Annotated in this window: 17 protein-coding genes; 5 read left to right on the forward strand and 12 right to left on the reverse strand. The window is 65.8% G+C overall.

Going from position 1 to position 18,580, the window contains the following annotated elements; translation table 11 throughout:
- Window positions 1–10 precede the first annotated feature (10 nt).
- Window positions 11–586: a hypothetical protein gene (locus NRG74_RS05750; RefSeq protein WP_257705982.1), complete on the forward strand. Its 576-nt coding sequence runs from the start codon at window positions 11–13 to the stop codon at window positions 584–586.
- A 362-nt stretch (window positions 587–948) separates the two neighbouring features.
- A complete protein-coding gene (locus NRG74_RS05755; protein ID WP_017640462.1) occupies window positions 949–1,323 on the forward strand; it encodes a histone-like nucleoid-structuring protein, MvaT/MvaU family in 375 nt (124 codons plus the stop codon).
- A 299-nt stretch (window positions 1,324–1,622) separates the two neighbouring features.
- Here NRG74_RS05755 and NRG74_RS05760 read toward each other — a convergent pair whose 3' ends face one another.
- The 11 genes from NRG74_RS05760 to NRG74_RS05810 form a co-directional block, all read right to left on the reverse strand.
- Window positions 1,623–2,312 carry a response regulator gene (locus NRG74_RS05760; protein ID WP_257705983.1) on the reverse strand — a complete coding sequence of 230 codons (690 nt, stop codon included), beginning with the start codon at window positions 2,310–2,312 and terminating at the stop codon, window positions 1,623–1,625.
- Window positions 2,313–2,373: 61 nt separating this feature from the next.
- Window positions 2,374–5,001, reverse strand: a complete 2,628-nt coding sequence (locus tag NRG74_RS05765) for a sensor histidine kinase (protein WP_257705984.1) — start codon at window positions 4,999–5,001, stop codon at window positions 2,374–2,376.
- Complete coding sequence (gene kdpC, locus NRG74_RS05770) at window positions 4,998–5,549, reverse strand: potassium-transporting ATPase subunit KdpC (protein ID WP_257705985.1); 552 nt, start codon at window positions 5,547–5,549, stop codon at window positions 4,998–5,000. Before kdpC ends, NRG74_RS05765 begins: the two co-directional genes overlap by 4 nt.
- Window positions 5,550–5,559: 10 nt before the next feature.
- Window positions 5,560–7,590 (reverse strand): potassium-transporting ATPase subunit KdpB, encoded by a 2,031-nt coding sequence (gene kdpB, locus NRG74_RS05775; protein ID WP_257705986.1) that lies wholly within the window; start codon window positions 7,588–7,590, stop codon window positions 5,560–5,562.
- A 1-nt stretch (window position 7,591) separates the two neighbouring features.
- Window positions 7,592–9,289 carry a potassium-transporting ATPase subunit KdpA gene (gene kdpA, locus NRG74_RS05780; protein ID WP_257705987.1) on the reverse strand — a complete coding sequence of 566 codons (1,698 nt, stop codon included), beginning with the start codon at window positions 9,287–9,289 and terminating at the stop codon, window positions 7,592–7,594.
- A 9-nt stretch (window positions 9,290–9,298) separates the two neighbouring features.
- Entirely contained in the window at window positions 9,299–9,388 is a 90-nt protein-coding gene (locus NRG74_RS05785; protein WP_017640468.1) for a potassium-transporting ATPase subunit F, read from the reverse strand.
- A gap of 142 nt (window positions 9,389–9,530) precedes the next feature.
- Complete coding sequence (locus NRG74_RS05790) at window positions 9,531–9,749, reverse strand: hypothetical protein (protein ID WP_017640469.1); 219 nt, start codon at window positions 9,747–9,749, stop codon at window positions 9,531–9,533.
- A gap of 328 nt (window positions 9,750–10,077) precedes the next feature.
- Window positions 10,078–10,290, reverse strand: a complete 213-nt coding sequence (locus NRG74_RS05795) for a hypothetical protein (RefSeq protein WP_017640470.1) — start codon at window positions 10,288–10,290, stop codon at window positions 10,078–10,080.
- 157 nt (window positions 10,291–10,447) lie between these two features.
- Entirely contained in the window at window positions 10,448–13,048 is a 2,601-nt protein-coding gene (acnB, locus tag NRG74_RS05800; RefSeq protein WP_257705989.1) for a bifunctional aconitate hydratase 2/2-methylisocitrate dehydratase, read from the reverse strand.
- Between the two features lie 359 nt (window positions 13,049–13,407).
- Window positions 13,408–14,139 (reverse strand): aspartate/glutamate racemase family protein, encoded by a 732-nt coding sequence (locus tag NRG74_RS05805; protein ID WP_257705990.1) that lies wholly within the window; start codon window positions 14,137–14,139, stop codon window positions 13,408–13,410.
- An 8-nt stretch (window positions 14,140–14,147) separates the two neighbouring features.
- Window positions 14,148–14,852, reverse strand: a complete 705-nt coding sequence (locus tag NRG74_RS05810) for a GntR family transcriptional regulator (RefSeq protein WP_257705991.1) — start codon at window positions 14,850–14,852, stop codon at window positions 14,148–14,150.
- Between the two features lie 298 nt (window positions 14,853–15,150).
- On the opposite strand from NRG74_RS05810, the gene NRG74_RS05815 reads away from it, so the two are divergent.
- The 3 genes from NRG74_RS05815 to NRG74_RS05825 all read left to right on the forward strand — a co-directional run bounded on the left by NRG74_RS05815 (window position 15,151) and on the right by NRG74_RS05825 (window position 17,854).
- Window positions 15,151–16,596: an NCS1 family nucleobase:cation symporter-1 gene (locus NRG74_RS05815; protein WP_257705992.1), complete on the forward strand. Its 1,446-nt coding sequence runs from the start codon at window positions 15,151–15,153 to the stop codon at window positions 16,594–16,596.
- Window positions 16,597–16,692: 96 nt separating this feature from the next.
- Entirely contained in the window at window positions 16,693–17,169 is a 477-nt protein-coding gene (locus NRG74_RS05820; RefSeq protein ID WP_257705993.1) for a DUF1289 domain-containing protein, read from the forward strand.
- A 73-nt stretch (window positions 17,170–17,242) separates the two neighbouring features.
- Entirely contained in the window at window positions 17,243–17,854 is a 612-nt protein-coding gene (locus tag NRG74_RS05825; protein WP_257706563.1) for a tRNA-(ms[2]io[6]A)-hydroxylase, read from the forward strand.
- A 27-nt stretch (window positions 17,855–17,881) separates the two neighbouring features.
- Here NRG74_RS05825 and NRG74_RS05830 read toward each other — a convergent pair whose 3' ends face one another.
- A complete protein-coding gene (locus NRG74_RS05830) occupies window positions 17,882–18,574 on the reverse strand; it encodes an endonuclease I family protein (protein ID WP_257705994.1) in 693 nt (230 codons plus the stop codon).
- Window positions 18,575–18,580: the final 6 nt, after the last annotated feature.

Raw genomic sequence — 18,580 nt, forward strand, 5'->3', positions numbered from 1 at the left:
GGGAGTGGCCATGAAGATCGCCTGTCTGGGTTGGGGTTCGTTGATCTGGAAGGCGGCGGAATTGCCGGTCGCCTCGGACTGGTTCGCCGAGGGCCCCCTGTTGCCCATCGAATTCGCACGAGAGGGTGACAGCGGCGAATTGGCCACGGTGCTTTGCGAAGGTGTGGCCGAGGTCCAGGTACTCTGGGCCTTTCTTGCGGTCGACACCCTGGAAGCGGCCCGCGAAGCCCTGCGCGAGCGCGAAGGCGTTCCAGTCGAGCAGCCCGCGTGCATTGGCAGCTGGCCAAGCGGTCCGCAATCGCCATTCCAGCAACGAATCGCAGCGTGGGCAGGCGAGCAGGGGCTCGATGCGGTGGTCTGGACTGCCTTGCCGCCGCGCAGCGGTGGCCTCAATCAGCGCATGCCCAGCGTGGAAGAGGCGCTCGACTACCTGCGTAAACTCGACCTTGAGCGCCAGGCTCACGCGCGGGACTATATTCGCCGAACGCCGGTGGCCATAGATACTGAATACCGGCGGGTAATAGCCCATACCTTCAATTGGCAACCCGCGCCTGAAGCGCAGCTGGATCTGGATGCGTCCGCCTGAGGTCCATTCCAGCGCGTTTCTCCAACGCTTTTTCAAAGGAACTGATCGCGGTTCAACCAAGTTCTCATCGATTATGCAAGTTAGGATTGGAACTTTTAATCGGCCGGTCTTCCTTGCGCTATAGCCTGCAACTACCTGCTTCACCGGAAACTTTGAGTATTGGCGTCTGCCAGCGTCGATTCATCGGCTTGGCTTAACCTTTTCTTAACGTTCAAACTTGCCATCGCGCATAATGCCCCCTATTTTACAAAAAGGTTATTTGCCACTGGCAACCGTGACATCAATCCTTTATCTTCGCGTTCAAGTTTCGCCCGCGGGCGAAATCCTACATTCCCTTTTTCATGTTGTTGTCAGGAGCGTCCATGTCCCGTCTCGCCGAATTCCGTGCTGCCGAAGAACAACTTCGTGCTCAGCTGCAATTGCTCGAAGACCTCAAGCAGGACAGTTCCCTGCAGAAGGAAATCGAATTCGAAAGCAAGCTGCAGGAGTTGATGGACGAATACCAGATGAACCTGGGCGATATCATCGGCATCCTGGATCCGAACGCCGCCCCCAAGCACAAGGCCCAGACGCCGCATCCGGAAAAGCCGGTTGGCAAGCGTCGCCCACGCAGCACCAAGCGTTATCAGCACCCCAAGACCGGCGAGATCATCGAGACCAAGGGCGGCAACCACAAAGTGCTCAAGGCTTGGAAAGCCGAACACGGCGCCGATACCGTGGAAGGCTGGTTGCAGTAAGGCGTTACCCGGGTTTCGGTCGGTGCCGTGCAAGACGTGTCTACCGACCGGAATCTTTCTACCGCTAGAGCCGCCTGAGCACGTTCCGCAATTCCGCCAGCATCAGACCGCCAATATCGGGCGATTGTCGTCCATGCGCATCTTGGTCGCCGATTCCGGTCATATTCATCATATCTTCAATGCTTCTACGCCGGGGTTGGAAGGCCATGCCGGTCGCGCTTTTGCAGGCGCTTCGGAAAGTGAAGACTGGGCGGGCAGGTGCTTTTCTTAATGGACGAATCCTATCCAGCCTAGGCGGACTAACCGTCGTGACGCAGGCGATAGCCCACACCGGGCTCCGTCACGATATAACGCGGGGCGACCGGATCGTCTGCCAACTTCTGTCGGAGATGGCCGATCACGATGCGCAAATAATGACTGTCCTGCGCATGGGTCGGGCCCCAGATATCGATCAGCAACTGGCGCTGAGTTACTACGCGTCCTGGATAGTGGGCGAGGGCGGCCAGCACGGCGTATTCCTTGCGCGTCAGAGCGATCTCGCTCGCGGCCAGAGTGACCCGGCGATAGGCGAAATCCACTCTCAAGTCACCCACGTCCAAGGCCGCGATCTGCGGGGTCGCCGTGGTCGGGCTCTGGCGGAGCAGGGCGCGACTGCGCGCCAGGAATTCCTGGATACCGAAGGGCTTGGTCACATAGTCGTTGGCGCCTGCATCCAGGGCGCGGACCTTCTCGCGCTCGTCCGCCCGTACCGATAGCACCAGCACCGGCACCGCGGACCATTCGCGCAATTCGACCAGCACGTCCTGGCCGTCGCGATCGGGCAGGCCCAGGTCGAGGATGACCAGATCCGGCTGGCCCAGCGCCGCCTGGGCGAGGCCCTCGGTGCCGGTGGCGGCTTCACTGACCTGATAGCCCCGGGCCGCGAGGCTGATGCGCAGGAATTTGCGGATCTGGGGTTCGTCGTCGATGACGAGGACGTGAGCGGGCATCTGGGGCTTTCCAGGCAAGAGGGCATCATCATAGCGTCTGGTACTGCAGGGATACGCAGCCTTATTCCGCAGGTGGCGCCGCCGGTAGCGGCAGGTGCATCCGCAGCGTGGTGCCACGACCGTCCAGGCCGTCTTCCACGCTGACCCGCCCGCCATGGGCGCCCACCATGCCCTGGCAGATCGCCAGGCCCAGGCCGGTGCCCTGGCCGCCCCGGTCACCCCGCGCGGCGGTATAGAACATGTCGAAGATCCGTGGGCGCTCTTCCGGCGGGATGCCCGGGCCTTCGTCGGCTACGGCGATCTGCAGTTCACCTCCCTGGCGTAGCAGGCTGATCTCCAGCCGGCCACCGGGTACGGAAAAGCGGATGGCGTTCTCCAGCACATTGACCAGCGCCTGTTCGATCAGCGCCGGATGAACCCAGAGCAGTGGCAGACCCGCCTCGATCCGGGTGGCTACCTGCAATCCGCTCAGCAGCGGCTGCAGGCGCTGCAGGGCGCTGGCGAGGATGTCGCCGGGGTCGACCCAGTCCCGTGCCAGCTGCAAGCTGCCGTGGCCGAGGCGGGTCATGTCCAGCAGATTCTGGATATAGCGATCGAGGCGTTCGGCCTCCTGGCGGGTGGCTTCCAGCAGTTCCTGTCGATCGCTGGCGGGAATGGCGTCCCCGAGGGTGGCCAAGGCGTCGATGGAGCCGCGCATCACCGTCAGCGGCGTGCGCAGGTCATGGGACACCGAGGCGAGCAGGGCGCTGCGCAGCTGTTCGGTCTCGCCGTGCAGGCGGGCGGCCTCCAGATCCTCGCTGAGGCGGACCCGTGCCAGGGCCTGGCCCAGGGGCTGCGCCAGGCTGGCCAGCTGGCGACGCTCCGCGTGGTCCAGGGGTTGGGCGTTGTCTCGTCGCACGCCCAGCACAGCCAAGCTGCCGCTCTCACTCAGCAGCGGCCACCACCACCAGCCGCCGGAGGGCAGGGTGTCGGTGCCGCGACCGGCCGGCTTTTCCTGCTTCCAGGCCCATTCGGCGGCGATGCGCTCGTTGTTGGCCAGGGTCAGATCGCCCGGTTGGGTCACCAACTGCCCGGCCTTTTCCGGCAGCAGCAGGCAGACGTGGCGAGTCGCGTCGCCCAATTGCTTGAGCGTGACACTGACCACCGCCTGGCGATCGCTGGCGGCGCTCAGCTGACGGGTGAAATCCAGTAGCGCCAGCGTCTCGCGCTGGGTCAGGCGTAGCGCCTGCAACTGGCGCCGCTGGCGAGCGGCCAGATCCCCGGTGAGCAGCGCCATCAGCAGGAAGAAGGCCAGGGTGAGGACATCCTGCTCGCGGTTGATGGTCAGCGAGAAGGCCGGCGGAATGAACAGGAAATCGTAGGCGAGAAAGCCCAGCAGGGCGCAGAACAGCGCCGGGCCGCGACTGCTGCGTACCGCCACCAGCAGGACGGCGGCAAGAAAGATCAGCGAGATATTGGGCAGTTCCAGCAGCCCGGACAGGCCTTCGGCGATGGCCGCGGCTACCGTGGTCGCCAGGATCGCGGCGCCATAGGGGCCGGGTTTGATCGCCCGCCGCGGGCGGGCGGCGGCCGGGGCGTCGCGATCCAGATCGAGGATGGCGATCTCCAGTCCCTGGGCCAGGCGCAACAGACGACTGGCCAGGCGACGCCGCAGGCTGAAACCGCGCGGCCGGCCGCGGCCGATCAGCAGCACGCTGGCGCGCTGGTCGCGGGCATGGCGGACCAGGGCGCGGGCCGGATCGCTGTCTCTCAGGGTCAGCACCTCGCCGCCCAGGCGTTCGGCCAGGCGCTGGCTAGCCTGGAGGTTGGCGCGGGCGGCGTCGTCCAGCGGCTGGCCGGTGTCGACGTGGATCAGGGTCCAGGGTAGGTGGCGCTGGTCGGCGAGGCGGCTGGCATGGCGCACCAGGCGCTCCGCGGAAGGCGCGGTGCCAGCGCCGACGATCAGGCGACCCAGCAGCGGTGGCGCGGCCTGGCCCTGCTGGCGGTATCTCAGGGCGAGCGCCGAATCCACCTGGGCCGCGGCGGTACGCATGGCCAGTTCGCGCAGGGCGGTCAGATTGGTCTGGCTGAAAAAGGCATCGATGGCCGCGCGCGCCTGCTCGGGCACATAGACCTTGCCCTCGCGCAGCCGCTCCAGCAACTCCCGGGGTGGCAGGTCGATGAGCACCAGGTCATCGGCGTCGAGCAGCACCTGGTCCGGCACCGTCTCGCGCACCTGGACGCCGGTGATGTCGCGCACCTCGTCATTGAGGCTTTCCAGGTGCTGGACATTGACCGTGGTGTAGACGTTGAGGCCGGCGGCGAGCAGGTCTTCGACGTCCTGCCAGCGCTTGGCATGGCGACTGCCGGGGGCGTTGCTGTGGGCCAGTTCGTCGACCAGCACCAGCTCCGGCGGATCGGCCAGCAGGCCTTCCAGATCCAGTTCGGTCAGCTTGAGGCCGCGATGCTCGACCCGCCGCAGCGGTTGCTGGGGCAGGCCGGCGAGGAGGGCGGCGGTCTCCCGCCGCCCATGGGTTTCAACGATCCCGGCGCGCACCCGGCGGCCCTGGCGCAGCGCGGTCTGGGCCGCCTGCAGCATGGCGTAGGTCTTGCCCACGCCGGGCGCCGCCCCCAGGAAGACCTTGAGGCGGCCACGGCCTTCGCGGTGTTCGGCGAGCAGCGCCTCGGCGCGCCCGGTGCTGTCGGTCATGGAGCCAGTTCCGCCAGGGCCAGATTGAGAAGCAGGACATTAACCGTTGGCGGACCGAAGCGCGAGGTGCGCGTCTGCTCGCTCACCAGGGCTTCCAGGCGCTCCGCTGCCAGGCCGCGTGCGGCCGCGACCCGGGCGATCTGGTAGCGGGCGCCGGTCGGGGTGAGGTCCGGGTCGAGGCCGCTGGCGGAGGTGGTCACCAGCTCCTGGGGCACCGGGCCTTGGCCAGCCATCTGGATGTCGGGCAGCGCCTTCTCGATCCGCTCGCGCAGCGCTGGCGACGACTGCGCCAGGTTGCTGGCACTGCTGGAGACGGTGGCGTAGTCGCCGGCAGAAGGGCGCGGCTGGAACCACTCGGGGCCGCTGAATTTCTGCGCGATCAGGCGTGAGCCGAGGACGCCGCCGTCGGCGCGCTGGAGCAGGCTGCCGCCGGCCTGGTCGGCGAACAGCGCCTGGCCGAGCACCGTCACCAGCAGCGGGTAGGCGCCCCCGGTCAGGGCGCTGAGCAGCAGGAGCATCAACACGGCGGAACGCAATTGCATGAGCATGGCGGTTTCCTCAGACCAGACCCAGGGCGCCGAGCGCCAGGTCGATAGCTTTGATGCCGACGAAGGGCACGACGATGCCACCCAGGCCATAGATCAGCAGGTTGCGGCGCAGCAGGGCGGCGGCGCTGGCGGCCTTGACCCGCACCCCGCGCAGCGCCAGGGGAATCAGCGCGACGATGATCAGGGCGTTGAACACGATGGCCGAGAGGATGGCGCTCTGCGGACTGGCCAGGTGCATCACGTTAAGCACGTTCAGCTGTGGATAGATGCCGGCGAACAGCGCGGGCAGGATGGCGAAGTACTTGGCCACGTCGTTGGCCACCGAGAAAGTGGTCAGGGCGCCGCGGGTCACCAGCAGTTCCTTGCCCACCTGCACCACGTCGAGCAGCTTGGTGGGGTCCGAATCCAGATCTACCAGGTTGGCGGCCTCGCGGGCGGCCTGGGTGCCATCGTTCATCGCCATGCCGACATCGGCCTGGGCCAGGGCCGGGGCGTCGTTGGCGCCGTCGCCGCACATGGCCACCAACTTGCCCTCGGCCTGTTCGCTGCGGATGCGCTCCAGCTTCTTCTCCGGGGTGGCTTCGGCGATGACGTCGTCCACTCCGGCCTCGGCGGCGATGGCGGTGGCGGTGAGGGGGTTGTCGCCGGTCACCATCACGGTCCGGATGCCCAAGGTACGCAACTCGGCGAAGCGCTCGCGAATCCCCGGCTTGACCACGTCCTTGAGGTGGATGGCGCCCAGCAGCCGGCCTTCGCCGCAGACCAGCAGCGGGGTGCCGCCGCTCTTGGCAATGGTCTCGATCTCCCGGGCCAGGACCTCCGGCAGGTCGGCGCGGGTCTGGCCGAGAAACAGCAGCACGGCGTCCACCGCACCCTTGCGATACGCGCGGCCCTGCCAGTCGATGCCCGACAGGCGCGTCTCGGCGCTGAAGGGAATGGGCGTGACCTGGGCGCGCGGCGGCTCTTCCAGCGGGTGCAGATTGCGCAGGTATTCCACCACCGAGCGGCCTTCCGGGGTTTCGTCGGCAAGGGAGGCATAGAGGGCGCCCTCCGCCAGGGCCTTGGGGGTGATGCCCTGGGCCGCGTACAGGGCGCTGCACCGGCGATTGCCGAAGGTGATGGTGCCGGTCTTGTCCAGCAGCAGGGTATGGACGTCACCGGCGGCTTCCACGGCGCGCCCCGAGGTGGCGATCACGTTCAGCCGCACCAGGCGATCCATGCCGGCGATGCCGATGGCCGAGAGCAGGCCGCCGATGGTGGTGGGGATCAGGGTTACCAGCAGCGCTACCAGGAAAAGCAGCGGCAGCTCGCCACCGGCCAGGGCGGCGAAGGGCTGCAGGGTCACCACCACCAGCAGGAAGATCAGCGTCAGGCCGATCAGCAGGATGTCCAAGGCGACCTCGTTGGGGGTCTTCTGGCGCTTGGCGCCTTCCACCAGGGCGATCATGCGGTCCAGGGTCGATTCGCCGGGGTTGGCGGTGATGCGCACCCGGATCCAGTCCGACACCACTCGGGTGTTGCCGGTGACGGCCGAGCGATCGCCGCCGGATTCGCGGATCACCGGCGCCGATTCACCGGTGATGGCCGCCTCGTTGACCGCGGCCACGCCTTCGATGATCTCGCCGTCACCGGGGATCAGCTCGCCGGCTTCCACACGCACGATCTGGCCCTTGCGCAGCGAGCTGGCCGGCACCATGCGCTGCTCGCCGTTTTCCTCCAGGCGCGCGGCGAGGTTCTGGCCGATGCCCTTGAGGCTGTCGGCGCGCGCCTTGCCACGCCCCTCGGCGAGGGCTTCGGCGAAGTTGGCGAACAGCAGGGTGAACCACAGCCAGAGGGTGATCTGCACCGCCACCCCGGTGCTCACGCCATTGTTGGGCGCCAGGCACAGCAGGGTGGAGAACAGCGCGGTGATCTCCACCACGAACATCACCGGCGAGCGGATCTGCTGGCGCGGGTCGAGCTTGACGAAGGCCTGCCGCAGCGCCTGGCGCCACAGGGTGCCAGGGGTAGGAGTGGGCAGGGTGTGGGTCTGGGCATCCATTTCAGCGGACTCCGAACAGTTGCAGATGGTCGGCGATCGGCCCCAGGGCGAGCGTCGGCAGGAAGGTCAGGCCGCCCACCAGCAGCAGGGTGATCACCAGCAGGGTGACGAACAGCGGGCCGTGGGTGGGAAAGCTGTTGGGACCGAGCGGCACGGGTCGCTTGGCGGCCAGACTGCCGGCGATGGCCAAAATCGGCAGGATGTAGCCGAAGCGACCGGTCAGCAGGGCCAGGCTCAGCATCAGGTTGTGGAAGGGGGTGTTGGCGCTGAAGCCGCCAAAGGCCGAGCCGTTGTTGGCCGTGGCCGAGGTGTAGGCATAGAGCAGCTGGCTGACACCATGGGGGCCGCTGGCGCCGATCCCGGCCACGCCGGCCGGAACGCTGGCAGCGATGGCGCCCAGCACCAGCACGCCCAGCGGCATGACCAGCAGGGTCGCCACCAGCAGCCGCACCTCGGGAGCTTCCAGCTTCTTGCCCAGGTATTCCGGGGTACGACCCACCATCAGGCCGGCGATGAAGACGGCGATCAGCACATTGAGCAGCATGCCGTAGAGACCGGCGCCGACGCCGCCAAAGATCACCTCGCCGAGCATCATGTTGAACAGGGCGATCAGGCCGGTCAGGGGTGCCAGGCTGTCATGCATGGCGTTCACCGAGCCGTTGGAGGCGGCGGTGGTCACCGTTGCCCAGAGCGCCGAGGCGGTACCGCCGAAGCGGGTCTCCAGGCCTTCCAGGGACGCCCCCTGGGTGATCGCCAGGCCGGCCAGCGCGGGGTTGGCGTGGTTCTGGGCACCGATGGCCACGGCGCCTCCGACCACCAGCAGGCTGAACATGGCGGCGAAGATCGCCCAGCTCTGCCGCCGATCCTTGACGTAGTGGCCAAAGCTGAACACCAGCGCGGCCGGAATCATCAGGATGGCCGACAGCTCCAGCAGATCGCTCAGCGCCGTGGGGTTCTCGAAGGGGTGCGCCGAGTTGACGCCAAAGAAGCCGCCGCCGTTGGTACCCAGCTGCTTGATCGCGATCTGGCTGGCCGCCGGGCCCAGTGGCAGGGTCTGGCTAGCGCCCTGCAGGGTGGTGGCATCGACATAGGCGGCGAAGGTCTGGGGCACGCCCTGCCAGATCAGCAGCAGCGCGAGGGGCACGCACAGCGGCAGCAGCACATAGAAGGTGGCGCGAAACAGATCGACCCAGAAGTTGCCGATCTCCTGGGCACTGCGGCGGGTGATGCCGCGGGCCAGGGCGGCCAGCACGGCGACGCCCACCGCGGCGCTGACGAAGTTCTGCACGCCCAGGCCAACCATCTGGCTGAAGTAGCTCAGCGAGGCTTCGCCGCTATAGGCCTGCCAGTTGGTGTTGGTGACGAAACTGATGGCGGTGTTCAGCGCCAGGGTCCATTCCAGCCCGGGCAGCTGCTGCGGATTCAACGGCAGACCGCCCTGGAGTACGAGGATGGCGAACAGCAGACCGATGCCCAGCCCATTGAACAGCACCAGGGCGATGGCATAGGTGCGCCAGTCCTGGCCGCGACCATCTGTGCCTACCACCTTCAGCGTCAGGCGCTCCAAGGGGCCGCCGACAAAGGTCAGCCAGGTCCGCTCGCCTTCCAGCGCACGGTAGAAGTAACGCCCCAGGAAAGGGGCAGGAAGAAAGGTCAGGGCCAGGAAGGCCAGGATCAGGAACGCGGCTTGGCTATCCATGCCGCCTCCCTAGGATCGGCCGGCGCGCAGCAGCGCCGCCAGCAGATAGACGAACAGACCCAGTGCCAGGAGCAGGGCCAGAAGATTCCAAGGGGTCATCACGAGTTCTCCAGAGACGGCCGTTGCCGCGTGGAGAAATTGTCGGGAGGAGGGGCGTAAAGAAGCGAGGCGGGGAGCGGTGGCGGGGCGTAAAGAAAGCGTTAAATCGGCCCCGCCCGCCAGTGCTGGCGGGGCCTTGTGACTATTGCTTGGGCGCGGCCTGCTGGTCTTCCTTGGCCTTCTTGTTGGCCTCGTGGTGCCCGATGGCGCAGCCCGCGGCGGCACCGGCGACGCCGTGACCCCCGGCGACATGGCCCGCGGCGCCGCCGACCACGGCGCCCTTGACACAGCCAGCGGCAAAGGTGGCTTGGCTGGCGCCGAGTAGCAGAGCGGAAAGGGCAAGGGTAGGCAGGAGCTTCATGGTGGCGACCTCTCGTGGGTGCGAAGTAATGTCCTGTAACAATTGACCTTGACGAGCCTCGCCAGTTCTCCTGCGCTACAGCTTGGCCGCCAAGTCGCCCTGGACGCTGGGTCGTTGGCGGACTATCGATATCGCGGCCATGGGCCGCTCCTACAGCCATGCCTGAAGCTGCAGGAGCGGCCCATGGCCGCGATACGGACTGGGCTTGGGGAGAGCGTGAAGAGTCTGCGTTAAAGCCGTCTCAGGCGCCGTGCGAATGGCTGCTTCGGTGAATAGTCGCGATGTTGATAGCGACTCATGTCCACCGCTGGAAAGCGCCTCATCGCATTCAGGCGTGACCGTGCTGCTGCTCTTCCTTGGCCTTCGCCGCCATGTGATGGCCGATGACGCAACCGGCGACGGCACCGGCGATGGCGTGGTGACCAGCCACATGTCCCGCCACGCCGCCAACCACGGCGCCCTTGATACAGCCCGCTGCCATCGTCGTCTGGCTGAGACCGAGCAACAGGGTGGATAGGCTCGCAATGACAAGACGTTTCATAGGGTGATCTCGATAGAAGGAAAACTTGAGGGTAGGGCGTTTGGGTTAACCGCTGCTTAAGACCGGTTCAAGGGGAGGCAGCTGTCCTGGACAGCCAGGATCGCGGCGCAATAAAAAACCGCCCCGAAGGGCGGTTTTTCAGTACCTAACGCTAACGTCAGACTTCGACGGCGGCGATACGGGCCTTCTCGGCGCTTTCACGGAATTCGGCGATCTGGTCGAAGCTCAGGTAGCGGTAGACGTCCGCGGCCATGCTGTCGATGCTCTTCGCGTATTCCATGTATTCCTCGACGGTGGGCAGCTTGCCCAGGATCGAGGCCACCGCGGCCAGTTCCGCCGACGCCAGGTAGACGTTGGCGCCGTCGCCCAGGCGGTTGGGGAAGTTACGGGTGGAGGTGGACACCACGGTGGCGTTGGCGGCTACGCGGGCCTGGTTGCCCATGCACAGCGAGCAGCCCGGCATTTCCATGCGTGCGCCAGCCTTGCCGTAGATGCCGTAGTAGCCTTCCTCGGTCAGCTGGTGCTGGTCCATCTTGGTCGGCGGCGACAGCCACAGGCGGGTCGGAATCGAGCCCTTGACCTTGTCCAGCAGCTTGCCGGCGGCGCGGAAGTGACCGATGTTGGTCATGCAGGAACCGATGAACACCTCGTCGATCTTGTCGCCGGCCACCTGGGACAGCAGGCGGGCGTCGTCCGGATCGTTCGGGGCGCACAGGACGGGCTCGTTGACCTCGGACAGGTCGATCTCGATGACTTCGCTGTATTCGGCGTCGGCATCGGCGGCGAGCAGTTCCGGGTTGGCGATCCAGGCTTCCATGGCGCGCGCACGGCGCTCCAGGGTACGCGGGTCACCGTAGCCTTCCTCGATCATCCAGCGCAGCAGGGTGATGTTGGACTGCAGGTACTCGGTGATGGACTCCGGCGACAGCTTGATGGTGCAGCCGGCGGCGGAGCGCTCGGCGGAGGCATCGGACAGCTCGAACGCCTGCTCCACGGTCAGGTCTTCCAGGCCTTCGATCTCGAGGATGCGGCCGGAGAAGATGTTCTTCTTGCCTTTCTTCTCGACGGTCAGCAGGCCCTTCTGGATGGCGTAGTAGGGAATGGCATGCACCAGGTCACGCAGGGTGATCCCGGGCTGCATCTTGCCCTTGAAGCGCACCAGTACCGACTCCGGCATGTCCAGCGGCATGACGCCGGTGGCCGCGGCGAAGGCCACCAGACCGGAACCGGCCGGGAAGGAGATGCCGATCGGGAAGCGGGTGTGGGAATCGCCACCGGTGCCGACGGTGTCGGGCAGCAGCATGCGGTTCAGCCAGCTGTGGATGATGCCGTCGCCCGGACGCAGGGAAACACCGCCACGGGTGCGGATGAAATCCGGCAGGGTGTGGTGGGTCTTGACGTCGATGGGCTTGGGATAGGCGGCGGTGTGGCAGAAGGACTGCATCACCAGGTCAGCCGAGAAGCCCAGGCAGGCCAGGTCCTTCAGCTCGTCGCGGGTCATCGGGCCGGTGGTGTCCTGGGAACCGACGGTGGTCATCTTCGGTTCGCAGTAGGTGCCGGGGCGCACGCCCTCGACGCCGCAGGCCTTGCCGACCATCTTCTGCGCCAGGGTGTAGCCCTTGCTGCTCTCGGCCGGCTGGTCCGGCTTGTTGAACAGGTCGGTCGGACCCATGCCCAGTTCGGCACGCGCCTTCTCGGTCAGGCCACGGCCGACGATCAGCGGGATACGGCCGCCGGCGCGGACTTCGTCCAGCAGCACGGGGGTCTTGAGTTCGAAGGTGGCGAGCACCTCGTCGCTGCCATGGCGGGTGACCTTGCCAGCCTTGGGATAGACGTCGATGACGTCGCCCATTTCCAGCTCAGACACGTCGAATTCGATCGGCAGGGCACCGGCGTCTTCCATGGTGTTGTAGAAGATCGGCGCGATCTTGGAGCCGAAGCAGAAACCGCCCGCGCGCTTGTTGGGCACGTAGGGGATGTCGTCGCCGAAGAACCACAGCACCGAGTTGGTGGCGGACTTGCGGGAAGAACCGGTGCCGACCACGTCACCGACGTAGGCGACCGGGAAGCCCTTGGCGCGCACTTCCTCGATCTGCTTGAGCGGACCGATGCTGCCTTGTTGCTCGGGCACGATGCCGTCGCGGGCCATCTTCAGCATGGCCAGGGCGTGCAGCGGGATGTCCGGACGCGACCAGGCGTCAGGGGCGGGGGAGAGGTCGTCGGTGTTGGTCTCGCCTGGCACCTTGAACACGGTCAGGGTGTACTTCTCGGCGATTTCCGGACGCTTCCTGTACCACTCGCCTTCGGCCCAGGACTGCATGACGGCCTTGGCGTGGGCATTGCCCGCCTTGGCTTTCTCGGCCACGTCGTGGAAGGCGTCGAACATCAGCAGGGTGTGCTTGAGTTGCTCGGCGGCCACGGCGCCCAGTTCGGCGTCGTCCAGCAGCTCGACCAGGGTGGCGATGTTGTAGCCGCCCTGCATGGTGCCCAGCAGCTCGGTAGCGCGCTGACGGGAGATCAGCGGGGACTGGGCTTCGCCCTTGGCGATGGCGGAGAGGAAACCGGCCTTCACGTAGGCGGCTTCGTCGACGCCCGGCGGTACGCGGTTGGTAATGAGGTCGACGAGGAATTCTTCCTCACCGGCCGGGGGATTCTTCAGCAGTTCGACCAGACCGGCCGTTTGTTCGGCGTTCAGCGGCTGGGGCACGATGCCCTGGGCGGCACGCTCTTCTACGTGTTTACGATAGGCTTCAAGCACAGGTTGACCCTCATCAGTGGTCCAATATTGCGTCCGGGGGCTGGCGCCCCGAAATGTATCCGGCAGGGTATGACGGGGGAGGCTGCGGGCAGGACCGCCGTCGCGCCGGACGCATTCCGCTGGAAGCTGTTTTCAAAGTTTTACGCCGGCTGCTGCGGGAAGCAGGTCAGGCAGCAGGGCGGTTGATGAGGCCGCCGCTGCCTGGAGGTCGCCGGAAACTTTACTCGTGACGCTTTGAAAACAGCTTCGTATCGGACATTGCGCCTATAAGGCTGCCTAATTCTACGCCAAGCCTCTGGCGAAGTTAAGCGCCGCGTTGTCGCATCGTGTGCGTTATGCCGTTAGACCTTGGCCGTAGCCTAGCGACCCAGATGCGCGAAGCGTCCGGTGAAGGGCTTGGCGATGGGATAGGCCAGGTCACCGTGCTTGCTGGTGCCCAGGCCCAGGTCGACCAAGGATTCGGCCAGCTTGACCGCGGCGCTGACACCTTCGATCACCGGAATGCCGATGGCCTCGCTCAGGGCTTCGCGCAGATCGGCCATGCCGCCACAGCCCAGCACAATGGCCCCGGCACCTTCCTCGTCCCGGGCGCGACGCCCCTCGGCGGCGATCAGCTCGATCAGGCTGTCGTCGGCGGCCTCCAGCGCCAGCACTGGCAGGTCGATGCAACGCACCGAGGTGCACAGCTCGGCGAAGCCGTAACGCTGCAGCAGGTGCTCGGCGATGATGCGGGTGCGGGTGAGGGTGGTCACCACGGCGAAGCGGGTGGCCAGCAGGCTGGCCAGGTGAAAACCAGCCTCGGCGATACCCAGCACCGGCCCCTTGGCCATTTCCCGCGCGGCCAGCAGGCCCGGATCGCCGAAGCAGGCGATGACATGGGCCGCGCAGCCCGCCTCGACGCCCTTGCGCATTTCCTCGATCACGCCAACCGCAGCCACGGCTTCGTCGTAGTGACTCTCGATGGAGACCGGACCGGCTTCGGGGTTGCTGGCGAGAATGGTGGTACCCGGGCGGGCGATGGCCTGGGCTGCGCGACCGATCTTGGCGGTCATGCTGGCGCTGGTATTGGGATTGATGACCTGAATCTGCATGGGACGCCTCAACTGCGTTTGAAGATGCTGCGGAAATCGGGCTCGGCGGCCACGGGCCGGTCGATCCGGAGGGATTCGCGGATAAGGCGCAGATGCTGCGCCATCCAGTCGCTGGCGGCCGCGCCCTTGCCCTGGACGAGCAGGTCCAGCAGGTCTTCGTGCTGGCCGCAATCGCAACCCAGGCTGTGCCGCGAGCCATAGATGGCGATCAGCAGCGAGGAGCGACTGGCCAGTTGGGCGACCTGCTCGGTCAGCACCTGGTTGTCGGCGAGGGCGGCGAGTTCGACGTGGAAGCGCGCGGACAGCTGGATCGCCAGGCTGTGGCGGCCGCCATGCTGCGCCTCGTGCTCCTCGAGGCACAGCTGCCGCAAGGGCGCGAGTTGGGCGCTGTCGACCCGTGCGGCCACCAGGGGCATCAGCGCCGGTTCGATCAGCTGGCGCGCGGCGAGGATGTCTTGGGCTTCCTTGGCGCTGGGCTGGGCGACCTGGGCACCGCGATTGGCGCGCAGGGTCACCAGGCGTTCCAGGGCCAGCCGCTGCAGCACCTTGCGAATGCCAGTGCGGCTAATGCCGAAGGTTTCCGCCAGGGTGTCTTCCGGCAGCCGGGTGCCCGGGCTCAGGCGATGCTCGACGATGGCGTCGAGGATGTCCTGGTAGATCCGTTCGTCTCGGGGCGAGGCGGCAACGGCGAGCGGCGAGGGTACTGCACTCATGGGCTGGCTCCGGCGATTTGCCTAGATTGTATACAAGTTATGGGGCCTCGACGATGGGGGAATCTGGTCGACTCTGTGCGCCAAGGTAGCGCCTGTCTGCCACCAAACGCCCCAGGGGAGTGCACGTCCGGTAACGTCTGGAATGCTGCATTGGTAGCTTTTCCTGTGAAAAATCCCTAGTGAGCCAGCGAGTTAAGGGTATTTCGCGGTAACTGGCACGGTCTCTGCTCGGTGGGATTGTATACAAAAAAAGGCGGGCGCCGTATGCAGGTACCCGCCACCACGGAGGAGGCGATTCATGAACCAGCAGATTCCCCCGGGCTACAGCCCACGTCTGTACAACGAAGACCTCGGCCCGGTCGAGCAGAAATGGAGCTGGTACAACATCTTCGCCTTCTGGATGAGCGACGTGCACAGCGTCGGCGGCTATGTCTTCGCCGCCAGCCTGTTCGCCCTGGGGCTGGCCAGCTGGCAGGTGTTGATCGCGCTGCTGGTGGGGATCTGCATCGTTCAGGTCATCGCCAATCTGGTCGCCCGGCCCAGCCAGCAGGCCGGCGTACCCTATCCGGTGGTCTGCCGGCTGGCCTTCGGCGTCTTCGGCGCGAACATTCCAGCGGTGATCCGTGGCCTGATCGCGGTGGCCTGGTACGGCATCCAGACCTACCTGGCCTCCAGCGCCCTGGTCATCGTGGTGCTGCGCTTCTTCCCCGCGTTGGCGGTCTATGGCGACAGCGATTTCCTGGGTCTTTCCTACCTGGGCTGGGGTGGCTTTCTGACCCTCTGGTTCCTGCAGGCCTGCGTGTTCTGGGCCGGCATGGAGTCCATTCGCCGCTTCATCGACTGGGCTGGCCCTGCCGTCTATGCGGTGATGTTCCTGCTCGCCGCCTGGATCGTCTGGCGCGCCGGCTGGAGCAATATCAGCTTTACCCTGGCGGAAAAGCAGCTGACCGGCTGGGCGGCCTTTGGCCAGGTGATCGTCGCCATCGCCCTGGTGGTGTCCTATTTCTCCGGGCCCACGCTCAACTTCGGTGACTTCAGCCGCTACTGCCGCTCCATGCAGGACGTTCGTCGCGGGAATTTCTGGGGCCTGCCGATCAACTTCCTGGCCTTTTCCCTGGTCACCGTGGTGATCGTCTCCGGCACCCTTCCGGTGTTCGGCGAGATGATCCACGATCCCATCGCCACCGTGGCGCGGATCGACAACACGACCGCGGTGCTGCTGGGTGCCTTCACCTTCGTCACCGCCACCATCGGCATCAACATCGTCGCCAACTTCGTTTCGCCCGCTTTCGACTTCGCCAACGTGGCGCCGAGCAAGATCAGCTGGCGCGCGGGCGGCATGATCGCCGCGGTGGCGTCGATCTTTCTCACCCCCTGGAATCTGTTCAACAACCCCGAGGTGATCCACTACACCCTGGACGTCCTGGCGTCCTGCATCGGCCCGCTGTTCGGCATCCTGCTGGTGGACTACTACCTGCTGCGCAAGGGCCGTATCGATGTCGATGCGCTGTTCGACGACAGCCCGAGTGGCGCCTACTGGTACAGCGGCGGCGTCAATTGGGTCGCGGTCCAGGCACTGGTGGCCGCCGCGCTGATCGGCCTGTGCTTCACCTTCGTGCCCTGGTTCAAGCCCATCGCCAACTTCGCCTGGTTCACCGGCTGCTTCCTCGGCGGGCTGTTCTTCTATGGGTTGAGTCGCCGTAGCGCCAATCCGCTGCCGACCCGGAGCGTCGCCGCGGTGTGATTTGGCCTGGGGTTCTGCACGACCGGCGCGGGCCACCCGCGCCGGTCGCCGACGTTTCCGGCTAGACTAGGCGTTTTGCTCCAAGGCTTGCCGCCCATGCCCGCTCCTGTCATCAAGACGCCCTGTGTCGGCCTGTGCTCGACGATGTTCGGCGACCACGTCTGCCGTGGCTGCAAGAGATTCCACCACGAGGTGGTGAACTGGAATCTCTACGGCGAAGAAGAGCGCCGCGCCGTCTGGGCGCGTCTGGAATTGCTGCTGGTGCAGGTGGTGTCGGCCAAGGTCGATGTCTTCGATCCGGGGCTTTTGCGCCAGCAATTGCAGCAGCGCAGCATCCGCTTCCGGCCGGATCAGTCGGAATACTGCTGGGCCTACCAGCTGCTGGCCCGCGGTGCGCGCTACATCCAGCAGCTGGATGCCTATGGCGTGCGCCTCTTGCCGGAGTTTCGCGAGCGCCCGCTGGCCGAGTTACGCGATGCCATCGACCGGGAATTCTTCCTGCTCTCCGAAGCCCACTACGACCGCTACATCGCCCCACGCTTCCTGCTCGAAGGCGTCGACAGCCGCGTCTGAGTGCCAGCAGGCGAGCGGCGCTGCCCAGGCGCGCGCCTTTCTCTATAATGCGCGGCTTTTGCACGGGATTACGCTGATGTCCTTGCCCGAGATGAACGAATTCCTCGGTTGCCGCACGCCGGATGCCTGGGTCGAGGCCGCGCTGCAGGATCTGCCGACGCTGCTGCAGGACCACGCCAACAACGAGAAGAAGGCCGCTGGCGCCGCCTTTCACTATCTGTTCACCTATTCCAATCGCGCCGAGCTGTCCTGGAAGATGTCCCGCATCGCCCGTGAAGAGCTGCGCCATTTCGAGCAGGTGCTGCAAATCATGAAGCGCCGTGGCATCGAGCACCGCAACGTCAGTTCGGCCCGCTATGCCGGTGCCCTGCGCAAGCTCTGTCGCAACCACGAGCCGCTGAAGCTGACCGACAGCCTGGTGATCGGCGCCTTCATCGAGTGCCGCTCCTGTGAACGCTTCGGTGCCGTGGCGCCTCACCTGGACGCGGAGCTGGGCAAGTTCTACAGCGGCCTGCTGGCCTCCGAGGCCCGGCATTTCCAGGACTATCTCAAGCTCGCCTATCTCTATGGCGAGCGCGACGCTGTCGACGCCAAGATCGCCGAGGTGCGCGCCCTGGAAGTGGAGTTGATCACCTCCAGCGATCGCGAGCTGAGATTCCATAGCGGCATCCCCTCCGCAGCCTGAGAGCCTTTGAACTGGCTCTGCACCGCCTTACTTGCAGGCCTTGGTCTCGCCTACATAGGGATTGCCACGCCCCATGATGCAGGCCAGCCGTTGGTTGCGCTGGCGCTCCCAGGCTTCCGGCGGATACTGCTTGGTCCAGGCGGTATAGAGCTGGCGGTCCTGCTTGGACAGGCGCAGACCATAGCGGTCGCTCATGTAGAAGTAGGTGCGCGCCACCATGCCGCGGATCTCCGGGCGCGGCATGGCGGTCTTGGCCTTGAAGTCCACCACCATCTGGCAGGCACCGTACTGGCTCGGTTTCTGCGGCAGCCAGCCGAAGGCGAAGTTGCTGCGATCGCCATTGACCTCGCCGACCACCGGCACCAGGTTGAAGAGATCGGCCTCGGCCTTCTGGTACACCGGATCGTTGGCGGTGCAGTTCTTGCGGCCGCCTTTCTGCCAGCATTGGCGCTGATGGCCGATCACCCAGGCCGGCACGATGTGTTCCCATTCGATACGGCTGGCGCGCTGGGCGCTCTTGCGCGGGACGTAGCCACAGCTCTTGAGGTCCACGGTCTTGCCGTTGTAGTGGCAACCGCAATAGAAATCCACGCCCTGCTTGGCATAGACCTTGGCCGCGACCACCTTGGCTTCGCTGAAGGTGCGAGGCGGCTGGGGGGTCGCCAGGGAGCTCAAGGAAGCCAGGCTCAGGCAGAACAGCAGGGCGGGGCGCAACGACATGGAGAA

The organism is Pseudomonas oryzihabitans, from assembly GCF_024652905.1.
Taxonomy (GTDB): Bacteria; Pseudomonadota; Gammaproteobacteria; order Pseudomonadales; family Pseudomonadaceae; genus Chryseomonas; species Chryseomonas benzopyrenica.

Coding starts and splice junctions, on each gene's coding strand:
- kdpA (WP_257705987.1), bottom strand. CDS start 9,289: ATGGATAGCCAAGCCGCGTTCCTGATCCTGGCCTTCCTGGCCCTGACC.
- NRG74_RS05750 (WP_257705982.1), top strand. CDS start 11: ATGAAGATCGCCTGTCTGGGTTGGGGTTCGTTGATCTGGAAGGCGGCG.
- NRG74_RS05805 (WP_257705990.1), bottom strand. CDS start 14,139: ATGCAGATTCAGGTCATCAATCCCAATACCAGCGCCAGCATGACCGCC.
- NRG74_RS05765 (WP_257705984.1), bottom strand. CDS start 5,001: ATGACCGACAGCACCGGGCGCGCCGAGGCGCTGCTCGCCGAACACCGC.
- NRG74_RS05830 (WP_257705994.1), bottom strand. CDS start 18,574: ATGTCGTTGCGCCCCGCCCTGCTGTTCTGCCTGAGCCTGGCTTCCTTG.
- NRG74_RS05795 (WP_017640470.1), bottom strand. CDS start 10,290: ATGAAACGTCTTGTCATTGCGAGCCTATCCACCCTGTTGCTCGGTCTC.
- NRG74_RS05785 (WP_017640468.1), bottom strand. CDS start 9,388: ATGACCCCTTGGAATCTTCTGGCCCTGCTCCTGGCACTGGGTCTGTTC.
- NRG74_RS05755 (WP_017640462.1), top strand. CDS start 949: ATGTCCCGTCTCGCCGAATTCCGTGCTGCCGAAGAACAACTTCGTGCT.
- NRG74_RS05820 (WP_257705993.1), top strand. CDS start 16,693: ATGCCCGCTCCTGTCATCAAGACGCCCTGTGTCGGCCTGTGCTCGACG.
- NRG74_RS05810 (WP_257705991.1), bottom strand. CDS start 14,852: ATGAGTGCAGTACCCTCGCCGCTCGCCGTTGCCGCCTCGCCCCGAGAC.
- kdpC (WP_257705985.1), bottom strand. CDS start 5,549: ATGCTCATGCAATTGCGTTCCGCCGTGTTGATGCTCCTGCTGCTCAGC.
- NRG74_RS05815 (WP_257705992.1), top strand. CDS start 15,151: ATGAACCAGCAGATTCCCCCGGGCTACAGCCCACGTCTGTACAACGAA.
- kdpB (WP_257705986.1), bottom strand. CDS start 7,590: ATGGATGCCCAGACCCACACCCTGCCCACTCCTACCCCTGGCACCCTG.
- NRG74_RS05790 (WP_017640469.1), bottom strand. CDS start 9,749: ATGAAGCTCCTGCCTACCCTTGCCCTTTCCGCTCTGCTACTCGGCGCC.
- NRG74_RS05760 (WP_257705983.1), bottom strand. CDS start 2,312: ATGCCCGCTCACGTCCTCGTCATCGACGACGAACCCCAGATCCGCAAA.